Below are 23,522 nucleotides of genomic sequence, written 5' to 3'. Positions count from 1 at the left end.
CTAGGTATCAATTACTATATGAGTGATTGGATGAGAGGATATGAGGGAGAATCAGAAATTACACACAATGCTACTGGAGATAAAGGTGGCTCTAAATATCAACTTAAAGGCGTAGGACAACGTGAATTTGACATAGATGTTCCTCGTACTGATTGGGATTGGATGATTTACCCACAAGGTCTTTATGATCAAATTATGCGTGTTATAAAAGATTATCCTAACTATCACAAAATTTATGTTACTGAAAACGGACTTGGTTATAAAGATGAATTCGACGAAGAACGTAAGACAGTTGATGATGATGCACGTATTGACTATGTTAAAAAACATCTTGAAGTCATTGCTGATGCGATACGTGATGGTGCCAATGTAAAAGGTTATTTCTTATGGTCACTTATGGATGTGTTCTCATGGTCTAATGGTTATGAAAAACGTTACGGTCTATTCTACGTTGATTTTGACACACAAGAACGTTATCCGAAAAAAAGTGCATATTGGTATAAAGCATTAGCTGAATCTAAAGAAATTAAGTAATTTTATAAATTTGACAGGACAGAAATTTTCATTTCTGTCCTGTTTCTTATTTTATTGAGATGAGATACTAGTATTAAAAAATAAGGAGTATAATTTTCTCGTATATTCTATGGGGAATTTATCTTTCACGTATTTTATGAAAAGTGATGGTAATCATCCACCATTTCCGACACTAAATAAAAAAGAAGTCAATATGGCTAGAACATATAATGGCGTTCTTAATTTAAATGAAAAGGTGAATGAAATTCAAGTTGATCAAAATGGCAAACCAAACAAAATGAGTGAAGATGATAAAAAGTGACTTGGATTAAAGAATATTTATAAAGGTAAACAAATAGAAGATTTAAATATTTATGAAGATAATCAAAATGGTATGCATTTTGACGTTAAAGTATATAATAGCTCGTCTCGGCCATTAAAATCTTTGTTAGAAGCAAGTCCAAAAACGTATAAAAATTCTTAATATATAGAATCAACGACTCAACATAGCCAACTTCATGAAAATAAAGATGTTGCAAATAAAAACATTAAAGTTTATGAAACAAATAAAAATTAGGAGCGTTCATAATACTGACTCTCCTAATTATCTAGACAAGCATGAGCTATAAGTTCAATTAATTTAGTACGATGAGTATGTCCGTATACATTAGGAAGAATCATGATTTCATCGACTTCTAATTCGTTTTGTAATTGTATTAACTGCTGAGCTACTTCATGTGGTAAGCCACTAATCATTCGACGTTTATTTTTTTCTATTTTTTCTCGATCTCTTTCAGAATAATGACGTTGCTGTGCTGTTTCAATAGAAGGATATACTTTAGGTTGTTTAAGATAATTAATACGTATTAACCACAAATTTAATGTATCTACTAATTGCTTAATCGTTAATTCATTTTCTGCCGTAACGACAAAAGTAGCTAAAATAATATAGGGTGAATGCGAATGACCATGATACTCTGTAAAACGCGATTTATAATGTTGAATGACATGTGTTAAATTTGCGTGCGATTGACCCATATGAGCAATCACAAAAGGTAAGCCTTTTTTTGCGGCAAGCTCAGCACTTTGTTCACTCATTCCTAAAATAAACATCTCAGGTGAATGCTCTGTGTATGGAGTGGCTTCTAAAGTTTTGAAACGATGTGAATGAATAGTGTCATTCGTAAAGTATTTGTTCAAATCATCTATTTGTTGAGATAGTTTGGGTTTTTGAGTTTTAAATTCATTTAGCGCTTCATTTACATTTTTGAAGCTAGGAGATCGCCCAATTCCCATATCAATTCGGCCAGGATGTTTGACTTCCATAATTTTAAATTGTTCTGCAACTTTGTAAGCACTATAATGGGGGAGCATCACACCGCCACTTCCAATGTGAATAGAGTGTGTATGTTCAAGTAACATAGCCATTACGATTTCAGGAGCGCTTGATACAACAGAAGGAACTTGATGATGTTCTGCTACCCAATAACGTGCATAACCAAGTTTCTCAGATAGTTGAGCAAGTTCAATTGAATGATTTAAAGCTTCTTGTGGTGTATCACCTTCAAAGAGTGGTACATAGTCTAAGATACTTAATTTCAAGTTTAAGACCTCACTTTGCTTGGTATAATAAAGTATTAAGTGTTATCACATTAGACATTATAAAGTGAAAGCAATTGAATTGCGATAAAATTGTTTGTGATATGACACTGATTTTGAATACCGATTATAATAATACTGAACAAGAAAAAGGTCCACGTGTACAAAGCACATTAATTAAACATCAAGCACTGATGCGTGGTTTCTTGGTAGCGGAATTTACCGATGACTTTGAACATGCAAGTAAAGAACTGGCAACGTGGATGCAAGAAGGAAAAATTAAAACAAAAGTATCTATAGAAGAAGGATTTGAACATTTACCAAAAGCGTTCAGAAACTTATTTACAGGTGAAAACTTCGGCAAACAGATCGTTAAGGTGTCAGAGAATGTATAATTTAAAATTCAGTAAAAGGTAGGTATATAATTATGAAAGCTATAGGATTTAAACAACCATTTAAATTAGAAGAAGGAAATGTATTTGAAACATTTGAATTAGATATGCCCCAGCCATCTTCTAGAGAGTTGCTTGTTAAAATACAAAGTATAAGTGTAAATCCGGTTGATACAAAACAACGCCTTACTGAAGTTAAAAATTCTCCGAGAATTTTAGGTTTTGATGCAGTAGGAACGGTTCAAAAAACTGGAACAGAGGTTACAATGTTTAAGGAAGGCGATATTGTATTTTATTCTGGTGCACCTAATCAACATGGTTCAAATCAGGAATATCAACTTATTGATGAACGATTAGTCGCAAAAGCACCTAAAAACCTTTCGGCAGAACAAGCTGCTAGTCTTCCGTTAACTGGTATTACAGCGTCAGAAACTTTATTTGATGTGTTCAAAATTTCAGAGGATCCAAATCAAAACAAAGGGAAATCATTACTTATTATCAATGGCGCAGGTGGTGTTGGAAGTATTACGACTCAAATTGCTAAGGCATATGGTCTAAAAGTCATTACAACTGCGTCACGTCAAAAAACAATCGATTGGTCAAAAAAGATGGGCGCAGATATCGTACTCAATCATAAAGAAGACTTAAAATCTCAATTAGAACAACAGCACATTGAAGCGGTAGATTTCGTATTTTGCACGTTTGATACAGATATGTATTATGAAACAATGATAGATATAGTGAAACCAAAAGGACATATTGCTACAATTGTAGCTTTTAAAGGATCACAAGATTTAAATTTATTAAAAACAAAAAGTGTTTCCTTTACACATGAATTTATGTTTACAAGACCTATTTTTCAAACAGAAGACATGATTAAACATCATTATTATTTAGAGGATATTGCTAAAAAAATTGAGAATGGTACGTATCAAAATACAACGACAAAAGTCATCAATGGCTTAACAGCAGAACATTTATATGAAGCTCATCAAATATTAGAATCCAATTCAATGATAGGAAAACTTGTTATAAATGTAGAAGAATAGAGAATGATTTAACACCTCTTAGTGTCTATAAATAAGACATTAAGAGGCGTTTTTATTATTTTATAATATATTAATTTGATTAATTATAAAAGTTCCAATATATCATTAGATATAACATGAATAGGGTATAGTATTTCTAACTATCAGAAAGGAGAATAATATAATGCGAAAAAAATCTATAAGCATTGTATTTTGGGTTGCATTAGCTATCTGTACATTATTTGTAGTGTATGGAGCGATACTACCTAAGCAATTAGAAGCAATTACGCAAAACATTACATCGTTTATTGCAGTTAATTTTTCTTGGTATTATCTTTTACTAGTTTTAATTATATTCTTTATTTGCGTATACTTATTATTTTCAAGATATGCATCCATTACTTTAGGTGAGGAAGGAGAAGAACCGGAATTTTCATTACTTTCTTGGTTTGCTATGTTGTTCAGTGCAGGAATGGGAATAGGATTAGTGTTTTGGACTACAGCTGAGCCAATTAGTCACGCCTATAAAGCAACGCCTATACATAAAATTGGTACACAGGCAGCGATTAATGATGCGTTCCAGTTTGCATTCTTCCATTGGGGAATTCATGCGTGGGCAGTGTATGGCATTGTTGCATTAGTTTTTTCTTATTTTAATTTTCATAAAGGGTATCCAGGTTTAGTAAGCGCAACGCTTGTTCCGATTTTTGGAGAAAAAAGAATGAGAGGACCAATCGGAGGTACTATAGATGTTTTAGCTGTTATTGCAACGGTTACAGGTGTAGCAGCTACCTTAGGTTTTGGTGCTTTACAAATTAATGAAGGTCTTCACTACTTGTTTAAAGTACCGAGTCATTTCGGCACACAAGTCATTATTATTATTATTGCAACTATTTTATTTAGTTGGTCTGCATGGTCCGGAATTGATAAGGGAATAAAAACTTTAAGTAATATTAATATGATTTTAGCTTTTATTGTATTAATAGGATTATTTCTAGTAGGACCTACTTTATATATTTTAAATACATTTACTAACGGATTAGGAAATTATATTTTTAATTTCTTTAGTATGAGTTTGCGTATTCCAATGGATGGTGGCGCAAAATTTCAATGGGTACAAAATTGGACTATATTTTACTGGGCATGGTGGGTGTCTTGGGCACCATTTGTAGGAATATTCATTGCACGTGTATCACGTGGTAGAACAATTAAAGAATTTATTTTAGGAGTGTTATTTGCTCCAGCTCTTGTATCTTTCTTTTTCTTTGCAGTGTTCGGAGGAGCAGCAGTGTATCTTCAGCATAGTGGAATTGCTAATATTGCTAAAGAAGCAGCAGAAACTGCAACATTTGCCACTTTAGAGCATTTTCCATTGGGATTTGTATTAAGTATTGTTAGTTTAATCGTTATTATGATTTTCTTTGTAACTTCTGCAGATTCGGCTACTTATGTTCTTGGAATGTTAAGTAGTAAAGGAAATATTAATCCTAGCTCTTTCGTTAAAGTAAGTTGGGGGATTATTATGGCCTTATTTGCGATGATAATGATTTATACCGGAGGAACACAAGCAATTCAGAACTTATTAATTATTGCAGCACTCCCATTTTCCGTAGTTATTATTCTTATGATATGGTCTTTATTTAAAACGTTGAGTTTAGATCATCCGCGGGTATCAAAGAAAAATGTTTTAATGAAAAAAGATAATTTACAATACAATAAAACGAATAATATAAAAAACGAAAATAATTATGAAAAATAGGTTTTTATTGTGTTAAATTTGGGAATATTCAATCTAGAAGGTAAACTTTAATAAATTTAAAAAAATTAAATAAAAAATTTTAATGTTAACGTTTTAAAAAATTTTTAAAGGGTACTTAAATTTTATAATTAAATAATTTCAACAATGACTAAGGAGGTGTGTTTAGAGGTGCATAGATTTAAAAACTTTATCCTTGGCCTATTAATAGTTGCGATTGTTGGTTTCTTATTGTTTATGTACATAGATGATAGTCGTATTAAGCGTTATCAAGACTATTTCTTACAATTCAATTGGTTCCAACCATTATTAATTGGTTTATCTGCTTTACTCGTATTAATTGGTATTATATTGGTATTTAGCATCTTTAAACCAACATATAGAAAACCAGGTCTTTATAAAGACTATAATGATGGACATATTTATGTATCACGTAAAGCAGTCGAAAAGTCTGCATACGATACATTAACTAAATACGATGAAATCAGACAACCAAACGTGGTTACTAAACTTTACAATAAGAAAAACAATTCTTACATTGACATTAAAGCTGATTTCTTAGTGCCTAATGATGTGCAAGTAAAATCATTAACTGAAAGTATTAGATCTGACATTAAACATAATGTTGAGCATTTTACTGAAATGCCTGTTAGAAAATTAGAAATTAATGTTAGAGATCAAAAATCTGCCGGACAACGCGTACTATAAGGGAGGGATAACATGGCTGATAATAATCAAAATAGTCAAGATTCTACTCAACAAATTATCGACTTCCTAAAGTCGTATAAATGGCGAATTATAGGTTTCTTTGCATTCTTAATTATTGCAATCTTATTCCTGACTTTAGGGTTCTGGAAAACAATTTTAATTATTGTTTTATGTTTAATCGGAATTGGCGTTGGGTATATGAAAGACCGTACACAAGATTTCATGAACTTCTTAAATCGATGGAGTTAACATTCATTATTTAAGAATTCATATAAATTAAAAAATTAAGTATTAAAAATTAAATTTTATTTAAAAAGGAGAATTCACATGGCTGTAGATAATAACAAAGCTAAACAAGCGTATAATAACCAAACTGGAGTAAATGAAAAAGAAAGAGAAGAACGTCAAGAACAAGCACAACAATACAGAGAAGAACGTCAAAATAATCAACAACATTTTGAAAATAAATTAACGTTCTCTGATGAAGTTATCGAAAAAATTGCTGGTATCGCTGCTCGTGAAGTAAGAGGTATCTTAGATATGAAAGGCGGATTCACTGACAGTATTTCTAGCGCATTCTCAAGCGGTAACAACGTAACACAAGGTGTTTCTGTTGAAGTTGGTGAAAAACAAGCGGCTGTAGACTTAAAAGTAATCTTAGAATACGGTGAATCAGCTCCAAAAATCTTCCGTAAAGTAACTGACTTAGTTAAAGAACAAGTTAAATACATTACTGGTTTAGATGTTGTTGAAGTTAACATGCAAGTTGATGACGTAATGACTAAAAAAGAATGGGCACAAAAAAACCAAAAAAATAACAACAACAATAACAATAATAACAACAATAATAATTTCGAAAGATCAGATTTACAATAAGTTTATTGAAAAAAGACCTTGGAATGTTCCAAGGTCTTTTAATGGTTAATATCATTTTTTAACAAGAGACGGAATAACATTCAAATTGAATGTTATTCCGCTTCTTAATTTTAATGTAGTGGATTATTAACTTTAATATAAGTGTAATGATGTGCTTCATCTTCTAAACGCATAGTGGTTACACATTTATAATCAATTGTTGTAGCAAATAAAGTATGAGTAATCTTTTGCATACGTCCTGTATCAACGTCAGTCAACTTAGCTAATATATCTTGAATAATATGACTGATATAATGCCACATTATTTTTTCAAAATTCGTATTTTCTACTTTTTCAGTAATTGTTAATATTAATTCAGCTAGATGATTTTGAACAGTTGAATAGAATACTTTATTAAAAACAGATGTAGTAGATTGAGTAAGAATTCTAGATTTCTTATGGAAATGTGATGTTTTATACCCCATTTTGTTTAATTGAGTTTCATCAATACGTAATCCTTCGAAATCTCGAATATAGATTTTACTTAAACTACCATCTTGATTAAATGTAGCAATAGAATTTTGTAAATGTGCCTCTAGTGCGATTCCATATTTTACATATAGTGGAATAACTAGTCCTAATAATTGAGTCGCATAATCTTGAATCCATGCATAAGCCGCTTTTTCAAATGTCTTAAATTGATGTGTATGTTGATATCGTTTTATTAAGCTTTCAATCGGCGGTTCAGTATTGTTTGGATAATAAGCAACAAGACTAGACGGTATGACAGGTATTGTATCTTCTTCGATTAATGTATAAATATTTTCTCTAAATAATGTTCCCAGTTGTTCACTACGTTCAGTTTGGATTGTTGAATGATCTTTAGAATTATAAAAATGAATGCCAGCAATTTCATCTAAGGTTTCTATGCGATAAGGTTGAAAATCAGTGTCGTTTTTTAAAATATCATTCACAATTTTAGTAACTAAAGGTCCATTATGCGTTGTTTGTTCAGAAAGCGTACGTATTTCCCCAGTAATATGAACATTTGTAGAAAGTTTAATATGCGGGAATAGTTTAGGATATTTTGGCATTAATGTCCTGAATGATAAGCCAGCATAATAAGGTAAGGTCATATCAATAGGAATAATAAGTTGTTCATCTAGTTCTTGTTGATATTGACTAAGTAAAATATGTTCGAATTGCCAAGGATGGACAACCATTAAATGATAATCTTCAATTCTTATATCATTATATTTATTTAAAAGGTGAGTAAATAATTTATGAAAAGATTGTTGAAGCATATCATTATAGGTTGAAGATAAGGATTGAACATTTGCTATACTATTATGTATGAATACACATTTTAACTGGATTTCTTGACCGTATTCTGAACTATAATGAATATTCTCTTTAGCACTCATCCCTTTACGAAGCTTTGCGCCTGGATGAAGGGGATGACCTTCTATAACTGATTGTTCCGAACGTAAATAACTATCGTCACTTTTTGCAATCAATTCCCATAAAGGCTCGTAGTTTGAATGCATATGTTTAGCTTGATAACTTAGTGCCAGAATCATATTAGCAGCACTATTATTTAAATCTTCTCTAAACTGTTCACTAGCAGCGTTATCAAGTTTTGGCGCTTCAGCTAAAATTAAATCTAGAATATCATTTGGATGTTGGATTCTTTCATATTCATGATTATGATGTTTTAAGATATAAAAAGGACCTTCCACATCTACCCGGTCGAAGGCATATCTCCCTTTTATTTGACTGTAAATATCGATATTTGATTTTGGAAAATGAATACATAATACGTCTTTATCTTTAGAAAACATAGATACGGTTAATTTGGTAGGTCTAATAATCTGACTATTATCTTTAGCGTGTATTAAGTTTTCACGATATAAAGATGTAATAAGACGTTGAGAAATTTTATCTCTACCTATTAAAATATATTGTTTAAAATGATCGATTAAATCAGGATAAAATTCATTTAAATATGTATAAACATCATATTCTTCATTAGTAAGTTGTAAGTTATGATTATTAATGGTTGTATTTTTATTCATATAACACCTCATCCACATTCTACAAAATTATAAATAGTTTGTATAATATCTAACTCTAAAATTAAACCTTTTTAAAAGATAGTTTAAATTTAAGACACAATATTTTAATAAATTCTAAGTTCATGTCATTGCTAGTAACCTTAATTAAATTTATAATTATTAAACTAGTTAAACTTAATTATGAAAACGAATGATAAGGCGGAGGATTTAAAAATGTTAAACGAGTGGAAGCATGCAGATCGAAATATGCAATATAGAGTAGTAAATGCTCTAATAAAGGAAAATATATGGACTCATTCAACTACCATTTTTAAAGAAAATCATTATATAACGATTGAGTTTGAACAAGTGCTTCTAAACGTTCATTATAAATACGAAAGTGCATTATCTCGATATGAATTTGATGGGCCGATAATATATATGAATCATCAACATAAAGAATCAGTGGATAGTCTAGAAAACCTATTAGACATACTAGTAACAGACTTTCATATTGATATCCCATTCCATTTAAAAAGTGAACTTATTCATAGCAGAGATAGTTTCATTGAAGTATATAAAGAATTTGATACACGTCATGAGTATCTTCAAAGACATGATAAATATATAAATGACTCAGAACGTTTAAATTTTTTTACTTGGCTAGAAAAGTTGAAAAAAAATAATGATATAGATGACGTACTATATTCTGAAAGCTTAATATTTGAAGGTCATCCTACACATCCACTTACTAAAACAAAATTACCTTTATCAATGGAAGAAGTGAGAACCTATTCGCCAGAATTTGAAAAGATTATTAATTTGAAAGTGATGCTAATACATAATGAGTATGTAAATGTTACAACCATTCTTGATCATTCTCAGTTCATTTTAAATGAGGTTATTCCTGAATATCTTGATGAATTACATACATTCATGAATGATAGAGAACGTTTGCTTAAAGACTATAAAGTCATTTTAGTTCACCCATGGCAATATGAACATACTATTCGTAATAAATTTAAGGAGTGGCTACAAAATCACATTTTGATATCTACTCCATTTCATGTTCCATCTAAAGCAACATCTTCTTTTAGAACAATGTCGCTAATCAATCATCCTTATCATGTGAAATTACCAGTCAATGTTCAAGCTACTAGTGCAGTTAGGACAGTATCTCCAGAAACAACAATTGATGGACCCAAATTAAGTCAAGCATTACATCGTGAATTAAATCAGTATACACAATTAGATGTTGTACTTGAGCCCTATGGTTTATTTGCTAAAACAGATAGTGACGATGCTAGACAACTTGCTTGTATTATTCGTGAAAAGCCTTTTATAAAGAACGATGGTATTTTATTAGTTACAGGTGCATTAGTAAATAAAAATGTAGTAGATAATGAAATCACAGTAGATAGTTACCTTAAATGGATGAATGATGATATCAATCAACATACCATTCATCAGTTTATGCGAAATTATACTCGTCAGCTGGTAACACCTTTATTAGCTTTAATACAAGATTATGGTATAGCTTTAGAAGCACATATGCAAAATACACTAGTGCATTTAGGACCAGAGTATCAAATACAATTTATAGTGCGAGATCTCGGTGGCTCTCGAATAGATATTAAAACCCTAAGTCAAAAATTAAAGCATATAGAAGTGGAAAATAAAAGTTTACTTGCAGACTCAATTGAAGAAGTCATTATGAAATTTCAACACGCAGTCGTTCAAAATCAACTGGCAGAATTAATTTTTCATTTTAAAAAGTATGACTTTATAAAAGAAGAAGAACTTTTTAATATAATTCAAGAAGAAATAGAAGTAGCAATTAATGATACTAAGCCTCATGCAGATACATTAAGAAAAGTTTTATTTGGACCTACAATTACAGTAAAAGCATTGTTGAAAATGAGAATGAAAAAGAAAGTGAAAAAATATCTGAATATTAGTTTAGATAATCCAATAAAAAGAGAGGTGAATTAAGTGTCTCGTATTGTAATCAATTTATCAAAGATTGAATATAATGCACATGTATTAAAAATGTTGTTTGACAGCAAAAATATAGCCATGATACCTGTGATAAAAAGTATTGCTGGAGATGAACATATCATTAAACGATTAATGAAAGTAGGATTTAACTACTTTGCAGAATCTCGACTAGAAAATATTCCTCAGCAATTTACAAAAGATTGTCAATTTTTACTTTTGAGATCTCCTTTAAAGCATCAGTATGAAGATTTAATTAAAAAGAGTTACGTAAGTATTCAAACAGAAATGGCAACAATACGTCAATTAAATCATATTGCAAATGAAATGAGTCATCAACATCAAGTTATATTGATGGTCGATTGGAAAGATCAACGTGAAGGTGTATTACCTTATGATATAGTTGAATATATTCATGAAATAAAACTAATGAATAATATAAAACTTTTAGGTCTTGCATTTAATTTCATGTGTTTTAAGTCTAAAGCTCCAACATTAAATGATATCGACGAAATAAATCAATTTGTTCACCATGTACAATACGAAACAGGAGTATCATTTGAAGTTATTTCTGGAGGTAACTCAAGTATGCTTCCATTATTAAAACAATATGATTTAGGGTGTATTAATGAGTTGAGAATAGGAGAAACATTATTTCGTGGTGTGGATACAACTACTAATCAAAATATACCCGAGTTATTTCAAAATGCAATATTACTTGAAGCGGAAATTATTGAAATTAAACCTAGGTATACGAAGATAAAAGAAAGTTACTTACAAGCTATTGTAGATGTGGGATATATTGATACTGTGATTGAAAAAATAAAACCACTCAATCATCGAATAGAAATTATGGGTGCTTCAAGTGATCATTTAATGATAGATTTAAAAGAAGAAATTAACTATAAAGTAGGAGATTGCATACCATTTTCATTAGAATACGAAGCGCTATCACAACTAATGTATCATCAGAGAATGGAAAAATATTATAGTGAAGAACAAGCTATTTCTCAACGTATTAACAATTTGAAGCAATCAAAATATATCAACAACAAATAACGCATTATATAGAATCTGAGACATCAATAGTGTCTCAGATTTCTTTATGCGTTGGCGTTGGCAGTCAACGTTTTCGTGATGGGCCAACGAATTCAAAATAAATTCTGTGCCAATCTTTATTTTTATATTTTATTGACAATGATAATCGTTATCAATAAAATGAAGATATACCTCAATACATATTAAGGAGTGTCATCATGAAAAGAACAACAATTTTTGGAATTATTTCAATATTACTGATTTTAGTATTAACAACTGCATGTGGAAAGGTAAGTAACAATGGTTCAAATTCATCTAATCAAATTTCGTCATCTAAAGATATTATTGAGATTAAACATGATTTAGGAACAACTAAAGTACCTAAAGATGCTAAGAGAGTAGTAGCTTTAGAATTTTCATTTGTTGATGCATTAGTAGCTTTGGATGTTAAGCCTGTAGGAATAGCAGACGATAATAAAAAGAATAGAATAATTAAACCGTTAAGAGATAAAATTGGAAATTATACATCTGTTGGTACGCGTAAACAACCAAATTTAGAAGAAATAAGTAAATTAAAACCTGATTTAATTATTGCTGACAGTAATCGACATAAAGGAATTTATAAGGAATTAAGTAAAATTGCTCCAACAATAGAATTAAAAAGCTTCGACGGCGACTATAATGAAAATATCGGAGCGTTTAAAGTTATAGCTAAATCTCTTAATAAAGAGAAACAGGGTAAAAAACGTTTAGACGAACATAAGAAAAAAATAGCTCAATATAAACAAGAGATTCAATTTGATAAAAATGAAAAAGTACTTCCAGCTGTAGCTTCTAAGTCTGGGTTACTAGCGCATCCAAGTGAATCTTATGTGGGACAGTTATTAGGTGAATTAGGTTTTAAAGAAGCATTAAATAAAGATGTGACGAAAGGATTAAGTAAATATTTACAAGGACCTTATTTACAACTCAATTCAGAAACATTATCTGAAATCAATCCAGAACGCATGTTTATTATGACAAATGGTGCAAGTTCTAATGAACCTTCTTATCAAGAATTGAAAAAAGATCCTATTTGGAACAAACTTGATGCAGTTAAAAATCATAAAATAGATGTGGTTGATCGTGATACATGGGCCCGCGCACGTGGTTTAATCTCTTCAGAAGAAATGGCTAAAGAAATCGTAGAAATCTCAAAAAAAGATAGAAATAAATAGGATGGATTGACAATGACTATACAAAAAAGTAATCGTCTTTCTGCTAATAAAAGATCAATCAAGAAGCGTATGACACTCACCTTTTCAGTGAGTGTTTGCCTTCTTGTTATTTTTGTTTATCTTAATTTAGCCACTGGAACTTTAAATATTCAAACTAAAGATATGTATCATTACTTTTTTACTTCAATTGAAAACAAGCAGACGTTTATCATTCAAAGTGTTAGAATGCCAAGGATGATTGTTGCCATACTTGTGGGAGGTGCCTTAGCTCTGGCTGGTTTACTCATGCAATCTATAACTAGAAATCCATTAGCATCTCCGCAAATATTTGGGGTAAATGCGGGTGCTTCATTTATTATCGTATTAGTGACAGTATTAATGCCTACGATGGGAAACTATGCAACCTATTTAGCGTTTATTGGGGCATTTATTGGTGGGTTAACTGTGTATTTATTATCTGGTTCTACGAAAAAAATAACACCAGTGAAATTAGCTTTAGCAGGAATGGCAGTACATTTGTTTTTTAGTAGTCTTACACAAGGTATTATTTTACTTAATGAAGATTCTAATTCTACTGTTATGTTTTGGTTAGTTGGCTCTTTAAATGGAATGAAATGGAAAGATGTAATGATAATTTGTCCTTGGATTCTTATGGGACTTATCATACTAATTGCATTTGCAAGACAACTTACAATAATGGAATTAGGTGATACACTAGCCAAAAGTTTAGGTCAAAAAACTGAAGTGATAAGAATCATTATCGGATTACTTGTTATTATATTTGCTGGGACATCTGTCTCTATTGTAGGACCTATTGGATTTATAGGATTAATCGTGCCACATATAGTAAAACGTTATGCACCGCATAATTACTTCATTTTAATTCCGTTAACATTTATAGTTGGCGCAAATTTATTGTTATTATCTGATACATTGAGTCGTTTAATTACATATCCCTATGAATCACCAGTTGGAATTGTTACTTCATTTATAGGAGCATTTTATTTCTTATTTATTACTTTAAGGAGAGTGAAACGAATATGACACACCACTCATTAGCTATTCGTTATGCACTTGTCGTTACGATATTAATCATAAGTATATTTATTAGCTTATGCGTCGGCGCAACAATGTATAATCCCGTTAAAGTAATAAATAGTTTATTGATACAAGATGATTTTATTCTAAATGAATATCGTATACCTAGAACACTTTTAGGATTAATAGTAGGAAGTAGTTTAGCTATTTCAGGAACAATCATACAAGGGGTAGTAAAAAATCCTCTCGCTTCTCCAGATGTTATTGGAATGACTAAAGGTGCAAGTTTAGCAGCGATTATAATTATTATGGTTTTTCCCAATGCTCCTTTAATCATTTTACCTATGGGTTCATTTGTTGGTGCATTAATAATCAGTTTAATTTTATCTTTTTTAATATCTCAATTTAATATTAAAGGATCTACCTTGGCATTAATTGGCTTAGCAATTGGTGCTATATGTACAGCAATTGTACAATTTTTACTAATACGAAATCCCATGGATGCAAATAATGCGCTTATATGGTTAACAGGTAGTCTTTATGGTCATACGATAGAAAATGTATATTCAATTTTACCTTGGTTTATTATTACGATTCCAATCGTCATTGCTTTAAGTCATCAACTCGATATCTTAAACCTAGGAGATTCAATAGCGATAGCATTAGGTACACGAATAAAACGTATTAAAATGATACTGTTGATTTTATCAGTGATGTTAGCAGGATCATCTATTTCAATAGTTGGAGGAATCAGTTTTCTTGGATTGATTGCGCCACACATAGCTCGAAAAATCGTCGGATATCGTCATGTTCACGTCGTAATGATGTCTGGTTTAATTGGAGCAATCCTCATTTTATTTAGTGATGGATTAGCAAGAGGTATTCATCCGCCACTTGATATACCAGTAGGCGTAGTTATTGCCATTGTTGGTGTTCCATACTTTTTATTGTTACTTAGAAGAATTTAAATATTAAAGAGTGAGATCGTATTCACAGTGAATACGATCTCACATTTTTTGTGAAATTTTAAACTTTTGTATATTGCAAGTTATTTGAAAATAAGATATAGTAAAGTACATATTGTTTATAAAAATACATATAAAGTTATATTTATATAATTAATAGGCGTTAATTTCGATGAAAATACAAAACAAATGAATAAATACAATTACCTATACAAATAGAAAGAAGGGTGAATATTGGAGAATTATAACAAACAGGAGAAAATAAAAGGAAGAATAAAATTTATATCGATGTCAATCATTGGTATTATTTTATTTTTAATACCCATTCCAATTGTACAAGATGGGGAGAAACAAACAACATTACCAGTGGCATTTTTGGCAAATTGGTTAAAAGATTTATTAGGACCTGCAATGTCAATTCTCATTATGACAATCATTACGTTATCGACTATTTTGACTATTTTATTTTCAACAATTTTAAAGGATAAAGTAAAACCAGGTGGTCTTATCGCGAATGCATTTCAAGTTGGCCCAGTGTGGATGATACTAAGAGTACTTGCAGTTGTATTTGCCTGGATGACTTATTTTAAAATTGGAAGTAAAGTGATATATTCAGAAGATACGGGTGGATTAGTATTTAATGACTTATTACCTACATTAGTAGCAGTATTTCTTTTTGCTGCCTTATTTTTACCTTTATTAATGGAATACGGTTTATTAGAATTTTTAGGACCATTGTTTAGACCAATCATGAGACCATTATTTACTTTACCAGGACGATCAGCAGTTGATAATTTAGCCTCATTTATAGGAGATGGAACAGTAGGCGTGCTTATTACAAGTCGTCAATATGAAAAAGGTATTTATTCAAAAAGAGAATCAATAGTAATTTCTACAACTTTTAGTGTTGTATCGATCACATTTGCTATTGTTATTGCTCAAACTATTGGATTACAACAAAAGTTTTTTGTATTTTATTTAACAGTAATTGTTTCTTGCTTAGTTGCAGCGATGATCATGCCAAGAATATGGCCACTAAATCAAATTTCAGATGATTTTACGAAAGAAGTATCTGAAAGTACACGACTTGAAAAACTTCCAGAAGGAAAAACTGCATTAGCTCACGGTTTTGATGAAGCTACAATTGTAGGGCTAAAAGCGCCAGGAGTTAAAGAATTTTTTAAAACGGGAATTAAAACGGTGATTGATATGTGGTTTGTTATTTTACCAGTAGTTATGAGTATAGGGACTATTGCTACGATAATAGCAAATTATACGCCAGTATTTGAAATCATAGGAAAGCCATTTATTCCTATATTACAATTACTTCAAATTCCTGAAGCTGCAAAAGCATCTGAAACTTTACTTATTGGTTTTGCAGATATGTTTTTACCTTCTATCTTAATAGCGACGGTACACAGTGAATTGACACGATTTGTGATTGGTGCTTTAAGTATATCTCAATTAATTTATCTATCTGAAGTGGGCGGTGTGATTTTAGGTTCTAAAATTCCAGTCAGTCTCGGAAAGTTATTTATGATATTTTTAATTAGAACTGCAATCACATTACCAATTATTGCTTTAATGGCACATTTATTACTATAAAAAAGAAGCAGGGTAAGGATTGATGAATGCAATTCCAATTCCTTCCTGCTTCTTTTTCTATTCTAAAGTTGATAGTACGTTTGCTTTTACAATTTCACTTGTTACTACTGGTGAATCTTCTGTTGAAGATTTTCCAGTATTTTTATGTGCTTCTTTAAACGCATCACTTTGGGTCCAAGCTTTGAAGTTTTCTTCATTGTCCCACCATGTATTAACATACATATCTTCAGTATCATTAGTATTATCAATTTGCCAAACTTCAATTTTTCTGAAACCGTCTAATTGTTCAATCTTACCACCTTTAGTGAAACGTGGTGCCATTTTTTCAGCAAATCCTTTTTTTACAGTAATTCGATTTGTAACAACAAACATAGTCAGACCTCCTTGGGTATTTATTTTAATAATATACAAATTCAAAGATATATCAAATAAAACATATGTAATAAATAAGAAAAATAAACATTTAAAGAAAGGTATCTATATACCGAAAATATGTTCGTATTTTAAGACTATTTATGTTAATATATTTTTAATAAAGGAGAAGATAAATGACAGGAAAAACGCATGTAGCTGCTGGTTTGCTTGTAGGAGCAATAACAGTTGACCATTATCATACAGATCTATTTTCTACTGTAACAGTAATTTGTTTAGCAATAGCAGGAAGTTTACTTCCAGATATTTGTCATACAAGAAGTAAGATTGGAAGACAATTTAAAATTCTTAGTTTGCTCGTTAGTACTATCTTTGGGCATCGAACATTTACGCATTCATTGTTATTCTTAGGTATGATAGGTTTTTTACTTATTTTAATTCAAACTCCGACTTATTATTTAGTTACTATTATCGGTGCAATGGCTTCTCATGTTATACTAGATATGTTGACACCTAGAGGGGTAAAGTTACTTTATCCAATACCTTTAGCGATTAAGTTTCCTTTTACTTTCAAAACTGGTGGTTTTTTAGATGCATCCTTATCAACAGCTTTTAGTATTGGAGCAATATACATAATATTTCAAGAGTTTATAAATGAAATTTTGAAATATGTGAGCCATTCATTGTCCGGATGATATCAATGAATATGATGGATTATCTTTCTTGTCTTAATATCAAATTTATAATTAATATGATAAATATATTTGAATGACACGAACTATCTATAAGGAGAGTTATAAATGCTAGATCAAAGTAAATTAGAAAAATACAATCAAGAACATTTAATTGAATATGAGAAAATGATGAGTAGTAATGAAAAAGAGCAATTAGATGAAAAAGTGAACTCATTAGATTTAGAATTTATTCAAGAACTTTATCAAAGTTTATATGTTAATCGTAAAACAATTACAGATGTTACTGCAGTTTCTGAAGTTGATTATAAAATTAAGGAAGCATTCACTGAACAAGATCGTGAATATTATGAACATAAAGGAATAGAAGCAATAAGAAATGGAGAATTTGCTGTTGTTCTTATGGCTGGTGGTCAAGGCACACGTTTAGGTTATAAGGGACCTAAAGGTTCTTTTGAAATTGAAGGTGTAAGCTTATTTGAACTTCAAGCAAGACAACTATTGCATCTAAAAAATGAAACAGGACATTGTATTAATTGGTATATTATGACTAGTGATATTAATCATGAGGAAACATTACGTTACTTTGAAAACCATGATTATTTTGGTTATAACCCAGAACGTATTCACTTTTTTAAACAAGACAACATTGTGGCTCTAAGTGAAAATGGTAGACTGATTTTTAATGAAAAAGGCTATATTATGGAAACACCTAATGGTAATGGTGGGATATTTAAATCGCTAGAGCATAAAGGTTATTTAGATAAAATGGAGAAAGATGGCGTAAAGTTCATTTTCTTAAATAATATTGACAATGTGTTAGTAAAAGTTCTTGATCCAGTATTTGTAGGATTTACAGTAGTAAATGATAAAGATATCACATCTAAATCTATTCAACCTAAAAAGGGTGAAAGTGTTGGACGATTAGTTAGTAAAGATAATAAAGATACTGTACTTGAATATTCAGAACTTGATGAAAATGTAGCGAATACATTTGATAATGCAAATATTGGCATTCACGCATTTAAGTTATCATTTATAAATCAAGCGGTAAATAATGATTTACCATATCATTTAGCCATTAAAAAATTGAAACAACTGGATGATGACTTTGGTTTGATTGAAAAAACATCTTTAAAATTTGAACTATTTTATTTTGATATTTTCCGATATGCGAATAGTTTTATTACATTACAAGTTCCAAGAAAAGAAGAATTTTCACCCTTGAAAAATAAAGAGGGAAAAGACAGTGTAGAAACTGCAACTGATGATTTAAAACGAATGAATGTAATTTAAAGGATGGTGGAATACGATGTCTAAATCATCTCAGCATACAAAAGATAATGTAATTGAATCATTTAAAGACATCATTCCACTATCTTTTGGTGAGGAAATTGGTAATGCAACCTCACATGGTGTTGCTGCACTAATGACTTTATTTTTACTGCCTTATGCAGCAGTACATAGTTATAATGAGTATGGAACACTAAGTTCTATTAGTGTCTCTATCTTTGTTATTAGTATTTTCATGATGTTTATTTCCTCTACTGTATATCATTCAATGAAAAATAATACATCGCATAAATATATATTAAGAATTATTGACCACAGTATGATATATGTAGCAATTTCTGGAACGTATACACCAGTCTTACTAACAGTTGTTGGAGGTTGGTTAGGATGGCTGGTCTTTTTGTTATTATGGGGAACAACAATATGGGGTATTCTATATAAGTCAATTTCAACTCATGTAAATTCCAAATTAAGCTTAATTGTTTACTTAGTTATGGGATGGGTTGGTATTATATTTTTACCTGTGATTATTATTAGAACATCTTGGTTATTTATTTTATTTATCGTATTAGGTGGTCTTTCTTATACTATTGGAGCATGGTTTTATGCACAAAAAAACCGTCCATATTTTCATATGATATGGCATATTTTTATCGTTATTGCATCACTCTTTCATTTTATAGGAATCGTATATTTTATGTAGACCTAGTTGAAAGGTTATATCATTGAGAATAACTTAGTTTATTAAGTGCTTATTTAGAAACAGGACTATGAATTCAAAAAGAATTCTATCCTGTTTTTTCTTTTTTTAATAATACATTAAAATTGTTTATGAATATAATTAAGGATATTCTATATTATGAACTTTTTAAATATATAGGAGGGCAAAGATGAAATTAAAATCAATAGGTATTGTAGTGACTTTGATTTTAACAATGTTTATGGCAGCAATTGAAAGTTCAATTATTTCACTAGCATTGCCTACCATTCGTAAAGATTTGAATGCTGGTACAGCAGTGCCATTAGTCTTTACCGTTTATTTTATAGCACTTGTAGTAGCAAATCCTATTGTGGGTGAACTTCTCACAAGATTTAAGATTCTATATATAGCTGTAGTCGGCATACTATTATTTGGTATTGGAAGTTTTATGTCAGGCATGAGTGAGACGTTTATAATGTTAATTATTTCAAGAGCCATCCAGGGACTTGGCGCAGGAGTTATGATGTCTTTGACTCAAATTGTACCAAAACTAGCATTTGAAATTCCGCTTCGTTACAAAATAATGGGCATCGTTGGAAGTGTCTGGGGAATTTCAAGTATTCTTGGACCATTATTAGGTGGTGGAATATTAGAAGTTGCAACATGGCATTGGTTATTTTATATCAACATACCAATTGCATTGATAGCTATTGTTTTAGCTTGTCTTACTTTTCATTTTCCAGAAGAAGCGGAAGTACAACATATACACTTTGATGTAAAAGGATTATCTTTGTTTTATATTTTTATTGGACTTCTTATGTTTAGTTTATTAAATAAAACAGGTGTTACTTTTAATATTATTGCATTAATACTAGCAATAGTTATATTATTCGTTTTATTCAAATATGAAAATAAAACAGATATGCCTTTTTTACCAATAAGTGAATTTAATAAATCAATTTCACTGGTATTTATAACTGATTTACTTATAGCAATATGTCTAATGGGGTATAACTTATATATACCTGTTTATTTACAAGATCATTTAAAATTATCTCCAATACAAAGTGGATTAGTGATATTTCCACTTTCTGTTGCATGGTTAGCTTTAAACTTCAACTTAGCTAAAGTAGAATCAAAATTTTCAAGAAAAAAACTATATATAGGAGCTTTCATATCATTAATTTTAAGTAATATGATTTTAGTATTTGGACTTCATATTCCTCTTATTATTGCGGGAGCTGTGATTCTTGCAGGATTGAGTTTTGGCTTTGTTTATACTAAAGACAGTGTGATTGTTCAAGAAGAAACAAGTCCTAAATATATGAAAAAAATGATGTCATTCTATGCATTAACTAAAAATTTAGGATCATCTATAGGATCTACATTGATGGGGTCATTATATGCACTTCAATTTGGTTTATTAGGAGGTAACTTCTATAATATATTAACTGTAAGCACAATTGTTGCGCTTATATTAATTTTAATGTGGGTATTTTTATTTGAAGAGAATAAAGAAGGTATAAAATAATAATTTTAAGTTACTATATATAAATGATAAAGTGGCATTATAAAGTATGGATGAAAAGAGGAGGAAAGAGAGAAATGAAATTTTCTAATCAAAAATTTAATGGTATCTTTCCGACTCTTCTTATTCTTCTTATTTTTATTCTATCAGGTTGTATATTTTTAATATTTTTAGGATTTGGGTTATTTGGATTAAGTCGAATTCTTATTTTTTTAAAATTAGGATTCTTTACATACAATAAGGATTTATTCAGCAATTTAGTATATTACGGTAGCTATATAGTATTTGGATACTTTTTGCTATTTGCTATTGAGCATTTAATGGATTATTTTAGAAAGCAATTACCTAATAATCCATATTTTAATGGAACACTATTTCATTTAATTTCATATGTGATTACGACTATTCTATTCTATTTTGTTATTCATATTCATTACGTATATATTAAAATTGAATTTTGGGTTATTGCATTAATTATTGGAATACTATATTTATGTAAAATGATTTTTTATCCAGATAGCGAAGACTTGAATGATAAGAAGTAAACATAAGCTATAAATTCTTGATAAATTCAGCACAGTTTATAAGTAAATTTGTTAAAATGTAAATATAAAGAAACTTAAGGGGGATAATGAGTTGTTAACGGTAGAACAAGTAAAAAAAATAGTGGGAGACTTAAAAGACCCAATTATTAATGTGCCTTTAAAAGAAACAAAGGGAATTGTAGAAGTAAAAATAAAAGAAGAAATTCAACATGTAAGTGTTAAAGTTGCTATGGCTCAATTAGGTGGACAACCACAGCTTGATTTGCAAATGTCAGTGGTTAAAGCTTTAAAAGAAAATGGTGCAAATACAGTGGGCATTCGTTTTGAGGAACTACCTGCTGAAGTTGTGGAAAAATATACAGGAAAAGAAAAAGAGAAACCTAAGACAATTGAGGGATTATTATCACAGAATAATCCAGTGGAGTTTATTGCAATTGCTTCTGGTAAAGGTGGAGTAGGGAAATCAACTATAGCCGTAAACTTAGCAGTAGCATTAGCGAGAGAGGGTAAAAGAGTAGGTCTCATAGATGCTGACATTTATGGTTTTAGTGTTCCAGATATGATGGGGATAGATGAAAAGCCTGGTGTTCAAGGAAAAGAGATTATTCCTGTAGAACGTCATGGTGTTAAAGTGATTTCAATGGCATTTTTCGTTGAAGAAAATGCACCAGTTATTTGGCGTGGTCCTATGTTAGGAAAAATGTTGACGAATTTCTTTGTTGAAGTTAAATGGGGAGAATTAGATTACTTATTACTTGATTTACCTCCTGGAACAGGTGATGTAGCCCTTGACGTTCATTCAATGTTACCAAGTAGTAAAGAAATAATAGTAACCACACCACATCCAACAGCAGCATTTGTAGCAGCAAGAGCTGGAGCTATGGCTAAGCATACAGAGCATTCTATTTTAGGTGTTATTGAAAATATGAGTTATTTTGAAAGTAAAGAAACTGGAAAAAAAGAGTATGTATTTGGTAAAGGTGGCGGACGTAAACTTGCGGACGAGCTAAATACCCAATTGCTAGGAGAACTACCTCTTGAACAACCTTCTTGGAATCCTAATGACTTTTCACCATCTATTTATCAAGAGGAAGATCGATTAGGAAAAATCTATAAAACAATTGCACAAAAAGTGATTGCTACAACAATAAAATAATAAATAAACATTAGTGTAAAAGTGCTCGAAAAAAATATCATTTCGAGCACTTTTGCTATTGCAAAATATAAAAATTCTGATAGAATATTTTTTTGTGAGCAAGTTAAAAGAATTGCTTAAAACAAAAATAAATTTTTCGAAATAATTTGTTGACACTAAATGAATTATTTGATAAGATATAAAAGTCGTTTTCAAGAAGTGTTAATACATTTTAAAAAATGTAAATTCAGTGTAAAATTTACCATTGTATAAATTTGAAAAACGATATAAAATATTAAAAGTAATCGAAATTAGTTGTTGACTTTCGAAATTGAAATTGATATAATTTAATAGATTACATTTTAAATGAACATTGAAAACTGAATGACAATATGTCAACGTTAATTCCAATAAAGTAACTTAAATGTTACAAACACTATTTAGTATTATGAGCTAATCAAACATCATAAATTTTTATGGAGAGTTTGATCCTG

The 23,522-nt window shown here is 30.2% G+C and carries 21 protein-coding genes and 2 pseudogenes; 20 read left to right on the top strand and 3 right to left on the bottom strand.

All coding sequences use genetic code 11. The annotated features are described in order from the left end of the window. Both NR218_RS10745 and NR218_RS10740 read left to right on the top strand, forming a co-directional pair. Positions 1-534, top strand: a 534-nt coding sequence (locus tag NR218_RS10745; protein ID WP_265883407.1) for a family 1 glycosylhydrolase, incomplete at its 5' end; no start/stop codon positions are given. Positions 535-598: 64 nt separating this feature from the next. Beyond that, positions 599-997 (top strand): annotated as a pseudogene (locus NR218_RS10740) (alpha/beta hydrolase). Positions 998-1,113: 116 nt separating this feature from the next. On the opposite strand, the gene NR218_RS10735 reads toward NR218_RS10740, so the two are convergent. After that, positions 1,114-2,115, bottom strand: a complete 1,002-nt coding sequence (locus tag NR218_RS10735; RefSeq protein ID WP_048762040.1) for an LLM class flavin-dependent oxidoreductase — start codon at positions 2,113-2,115, stop codon at positions 1,114-1,116. 119 nt (positions 2,116-2,234) lie between these two features. On the opposite strand from NR218_RS10735, the pseudogene NR218_RS10730 reads away from it, so the two are divergent. The 6 genes and pseudogenes from NR218_RS10730 to NR218_RS10705 all read left to right on the top strand — a co-directional run. Then, a pseudogene (locus tag NR218_RS10730) lies at positions 2,235-2,507 on the top strand (zinc-binding dehydrogenase); the annotation flags it as partial. A 32-nt stretch (positions 2,508-2,539) separates the two neighbouring features. After that, complete coding sequence (locus tag NR218_RS10725) at positions 2,540-3,553, top strand: zinc-binding alcohol dehydrogenase family protein (RefSeq protein ID WP_265883406.1); 1,014 nt, start codon at positions 2,540-2,542, stop codon at positions 3,551-3,553. Between the two features lie 163 nt (positions 3,554-3,716). Then, on the top strand, positions 3,717-5,291 hold the full coding sequence (locus NR218_RS10720; protein WP_265883405.1) for a BCCT family transporter: 1,575 nt from the start codon (positions 3,717-3,719) through the stop codon (positions 5,289-5,291). 168 nt (positions 5,292-5,459) lie between these two features. Next, the gene (gene amaP / locus NR218_RS10715; RefSeq protein ID WP_002448415.1) at positions 5,460-5,996 is read left to right on the top strand and encodes an alkaline shock response membrane anchor protein AmaP; all 537 of its coding nucleotides are present in this window, start codon (positions 5,460-5,462) and stop codon (positions 5,994-5,996) included. 12 nt (positions 5,997-6,008) lie between these two features. Then, positions 6,009-6,245 carry a DUF2273 domain-containing protein gene (locus NR218_RS10710; protein ID WP_002448488.1) on the top strand — a complete coding sequence of 79 codons (237 nt, stop codon included), beginning with the start codon at positions 6,009-6,011 and terminating at the stop codon, positions 6,243-6,245. 78 nt (positions 6,246-6,323) lie between these two features. Continuing rightward, positions 6,324-6,872, top strand: a complete 549-nt coding sequence (locus NR218_RS10705) for an Asp23/Gls24 family envelope stress response protein (RefSeq protein ID WP_002448598.1) — start codon at positions 6,324-6,326, stop codon at positions 6,870-6,872. A 110-nt stretch (positions 6,873-6,982) separates the two neighbouring features. Here NR218_RS10705 and NR218_RS10700 read toward each other — a convergent pair whose 3' ends face one another. Then, complete coding sequence (locus NR218_RS10700; protein WP_265883404.1) at positions 6,983-8,926, bottom strand: IucA/IucC family protein; 1,944 nt, start codon at positions 8,924-8,926, stop codon at positions 6,983-6,985. 213 nt (positions 8,927-9,139) lie between these two features. On the opposite strand from NR218_RS10700, the gene NR218_RS10695 reads away from it, so the two are divergent. From NR218_RS10695 to NR218_RS10670, 6 genes are all read left to right on the top strand, one after another. Then, on the top strand, positions 9,140-10,897 hold the full coding sequence (locus NR218_RS10695) for an IucA/IucC family protein (protein ID WP_265883403.1): 1,758 nt from the start codon (positions 9,140-9,142) through the stop codon (positions 10,895-10,897). Further along, a complete protein-coding gene (locus tag NR218_RS10690; RefSeq protein ID WP_265883402.1) occupies positions 10,898-11,959 on the top strand; it encodes an alanine racemase in 1,062 nt (353 codons plus the stop codon). It abuts the gene before it with no gap. A gap of 197 nt (positions 11,960-12,156) precedes the next feature. Continuing rightward, positions 12,157-13,155 carry an ABC transporter substrate-binding protein gene (locus NR218_RS10685; protein WP_017175373.1) on the top strand — a complete coding sequence of 333 codons (999 nt, stop codon included), beginning with the start codon at positions 12,157-12,159 and terminating at the stop codon, positions 13,153-13,155. Between the two features lie 12 nt (positions 13,156-13,167). Beyond that, positions 13,168-14,199, top strand: a complete 1,032-nt coding sequence (locus tag NR218_RS10680) for a FecCD family ABC transporter permease (RefSeq protein ID WP_017175372.1) — start codon at positions 13,168-13,170, stop codon at positions 14,197-14,199. Then, positions 14,196-15,161 (top strand): FecCD family ABC transporter permease, encoded by a 966-nt coding sequence (locus NR218_RS10675; protein ID WP_017175371.1) that lies wholly within the window; start codon positions 14,196-14,198, stop codon positions 15,159-15,161. The genes NR218_RS10680 and NR218_RS10675 overlap by 4 nt, the downstream gene beginning before the upstream one ends. 285 nt (positions 15,162-15,446) lie before the next feature. Continuing rightward, positions 15,447-16,763: a YjiH family protein gene (locus NR218_RS10670; protein WP_416346229.1), complete on the top strand. Its 1,317-nt coding sequence runs from the start codon at positions 15,447-15,449 to the stop codon at positions 16,761-16,763. A gap of 57 nt (positions 16,764-16,820) precedes the next feature. On the opposite strand, the gene NR218_RS10665 is transcribed toward NR218_RS10670, so the two are convergent. Continuing rightward, the gene (locus NR218_RS10665; RefSeq protein WP_048680627.1) at positions 16,821-17,135 is read right to left on the bottom strand and encodes a heme oxygenase; all 315 of its coding nucleotides are present in this window, start codon (positions 17,133-17,135) and stop codon (positions 16,821-16,823) included. 176 nt (positions 17,136-17,311) lie between these two features. Between NR218_RS10665 and NR218_RS10660 the strand changes: the two genes are divergently transcribed. The 6 genes from NR218_RS10660 (at position 17,312) to NR218_RS10635 (ending at position 23,049) form a co-directional block, all read left to right on the top strand. Beyond that, positions 17,312-17,830: a metal-dependent hydrolase gene (locus tag NR218_RS10660; protein ID WP_017175369.1), complete on the top strand. Its 519-nt coding sequence runs from the start codon at positions 17,312-17,314 to the stop codon at positions 17,828-17,830. A 105-nt stretch (positions 17,831-17,935) separates the two neighbouring features. Next, positions 17,936-19,123, top strand: coding sequence for a UTP--glucose-1-phosphate uridylyltransferase (locus tag NR218_RS10655; RefSeq protein WP_019835205.1), 1,188 nt, complete (start codon positions 17,936-17,938; stop codon positions 19,121-19,123). Positions 19,124-19,139: 16 nt separating this feature from the next. Then, positions 19,140-19,823: a PAQR family membrane homeostasis protein TrhA gene (trhA, locus tag NR218_RS10650; protein WP_019835206.1), complete on the top strand. Its 684-nt coding sequence runs from the start codon at positions 19,140-19,142 to the stop codon at positions 19,821-19,823. Positions 19,824-20,010: 187 nt separating this feature from the next. Continuing rightward, positions 20,011-21,351 carry a multidrug efflux MFS transporter SdrM gene (gene sdrM, locus NR218_RS10645; RefSeq protein WP_265883399.1) on the top strand — a complete coding sequence of 447 codons (1,341 nt, stop codon included), beginning with the start codon at positions 20,011-20,013 and terminating at the stop codon, positions 21,349-21,351. Positions 21,352-21,425: 74 nt separating this feature from the next. Beyond that, positions 21,426-21,893 (top strand): SepA family multidrug efflux transporter, encoded by a 468-nt coding sequence (locus tag NR218_RS10640; RefSeq protein WP_017175365.1) that lies wholly within the window; start codon positions 21,426-21,428, stop codon positions 21,891-21,893. 91 nt (positions 21,894-21,984) lie between these two features. Beyond that, positions 21,985-23,049 carry an Mrp/NBP35 family ATP-binding protein gene (locus tag NR218_RS10635; protein ID WP_017175364.1) on the top strand — a complete coding sequence of 355 codons (1,065 nt, stop codon included), beginning with the start codon at positions 21,985-21,987 and terminating at the stop codon, positions 23,047-23,049. Positions 23,050-23,522: the final 473 nt, after the last annotated feature.

The sequence above is a fragment of the Staphylococcus sp. SUC_1.2 genome, assembly GCF_026222585.1.
Note: the sequence above shows the minus strand (reverse complement) of the source record. Positions and strands in the feature narration are given on the sequence as shown.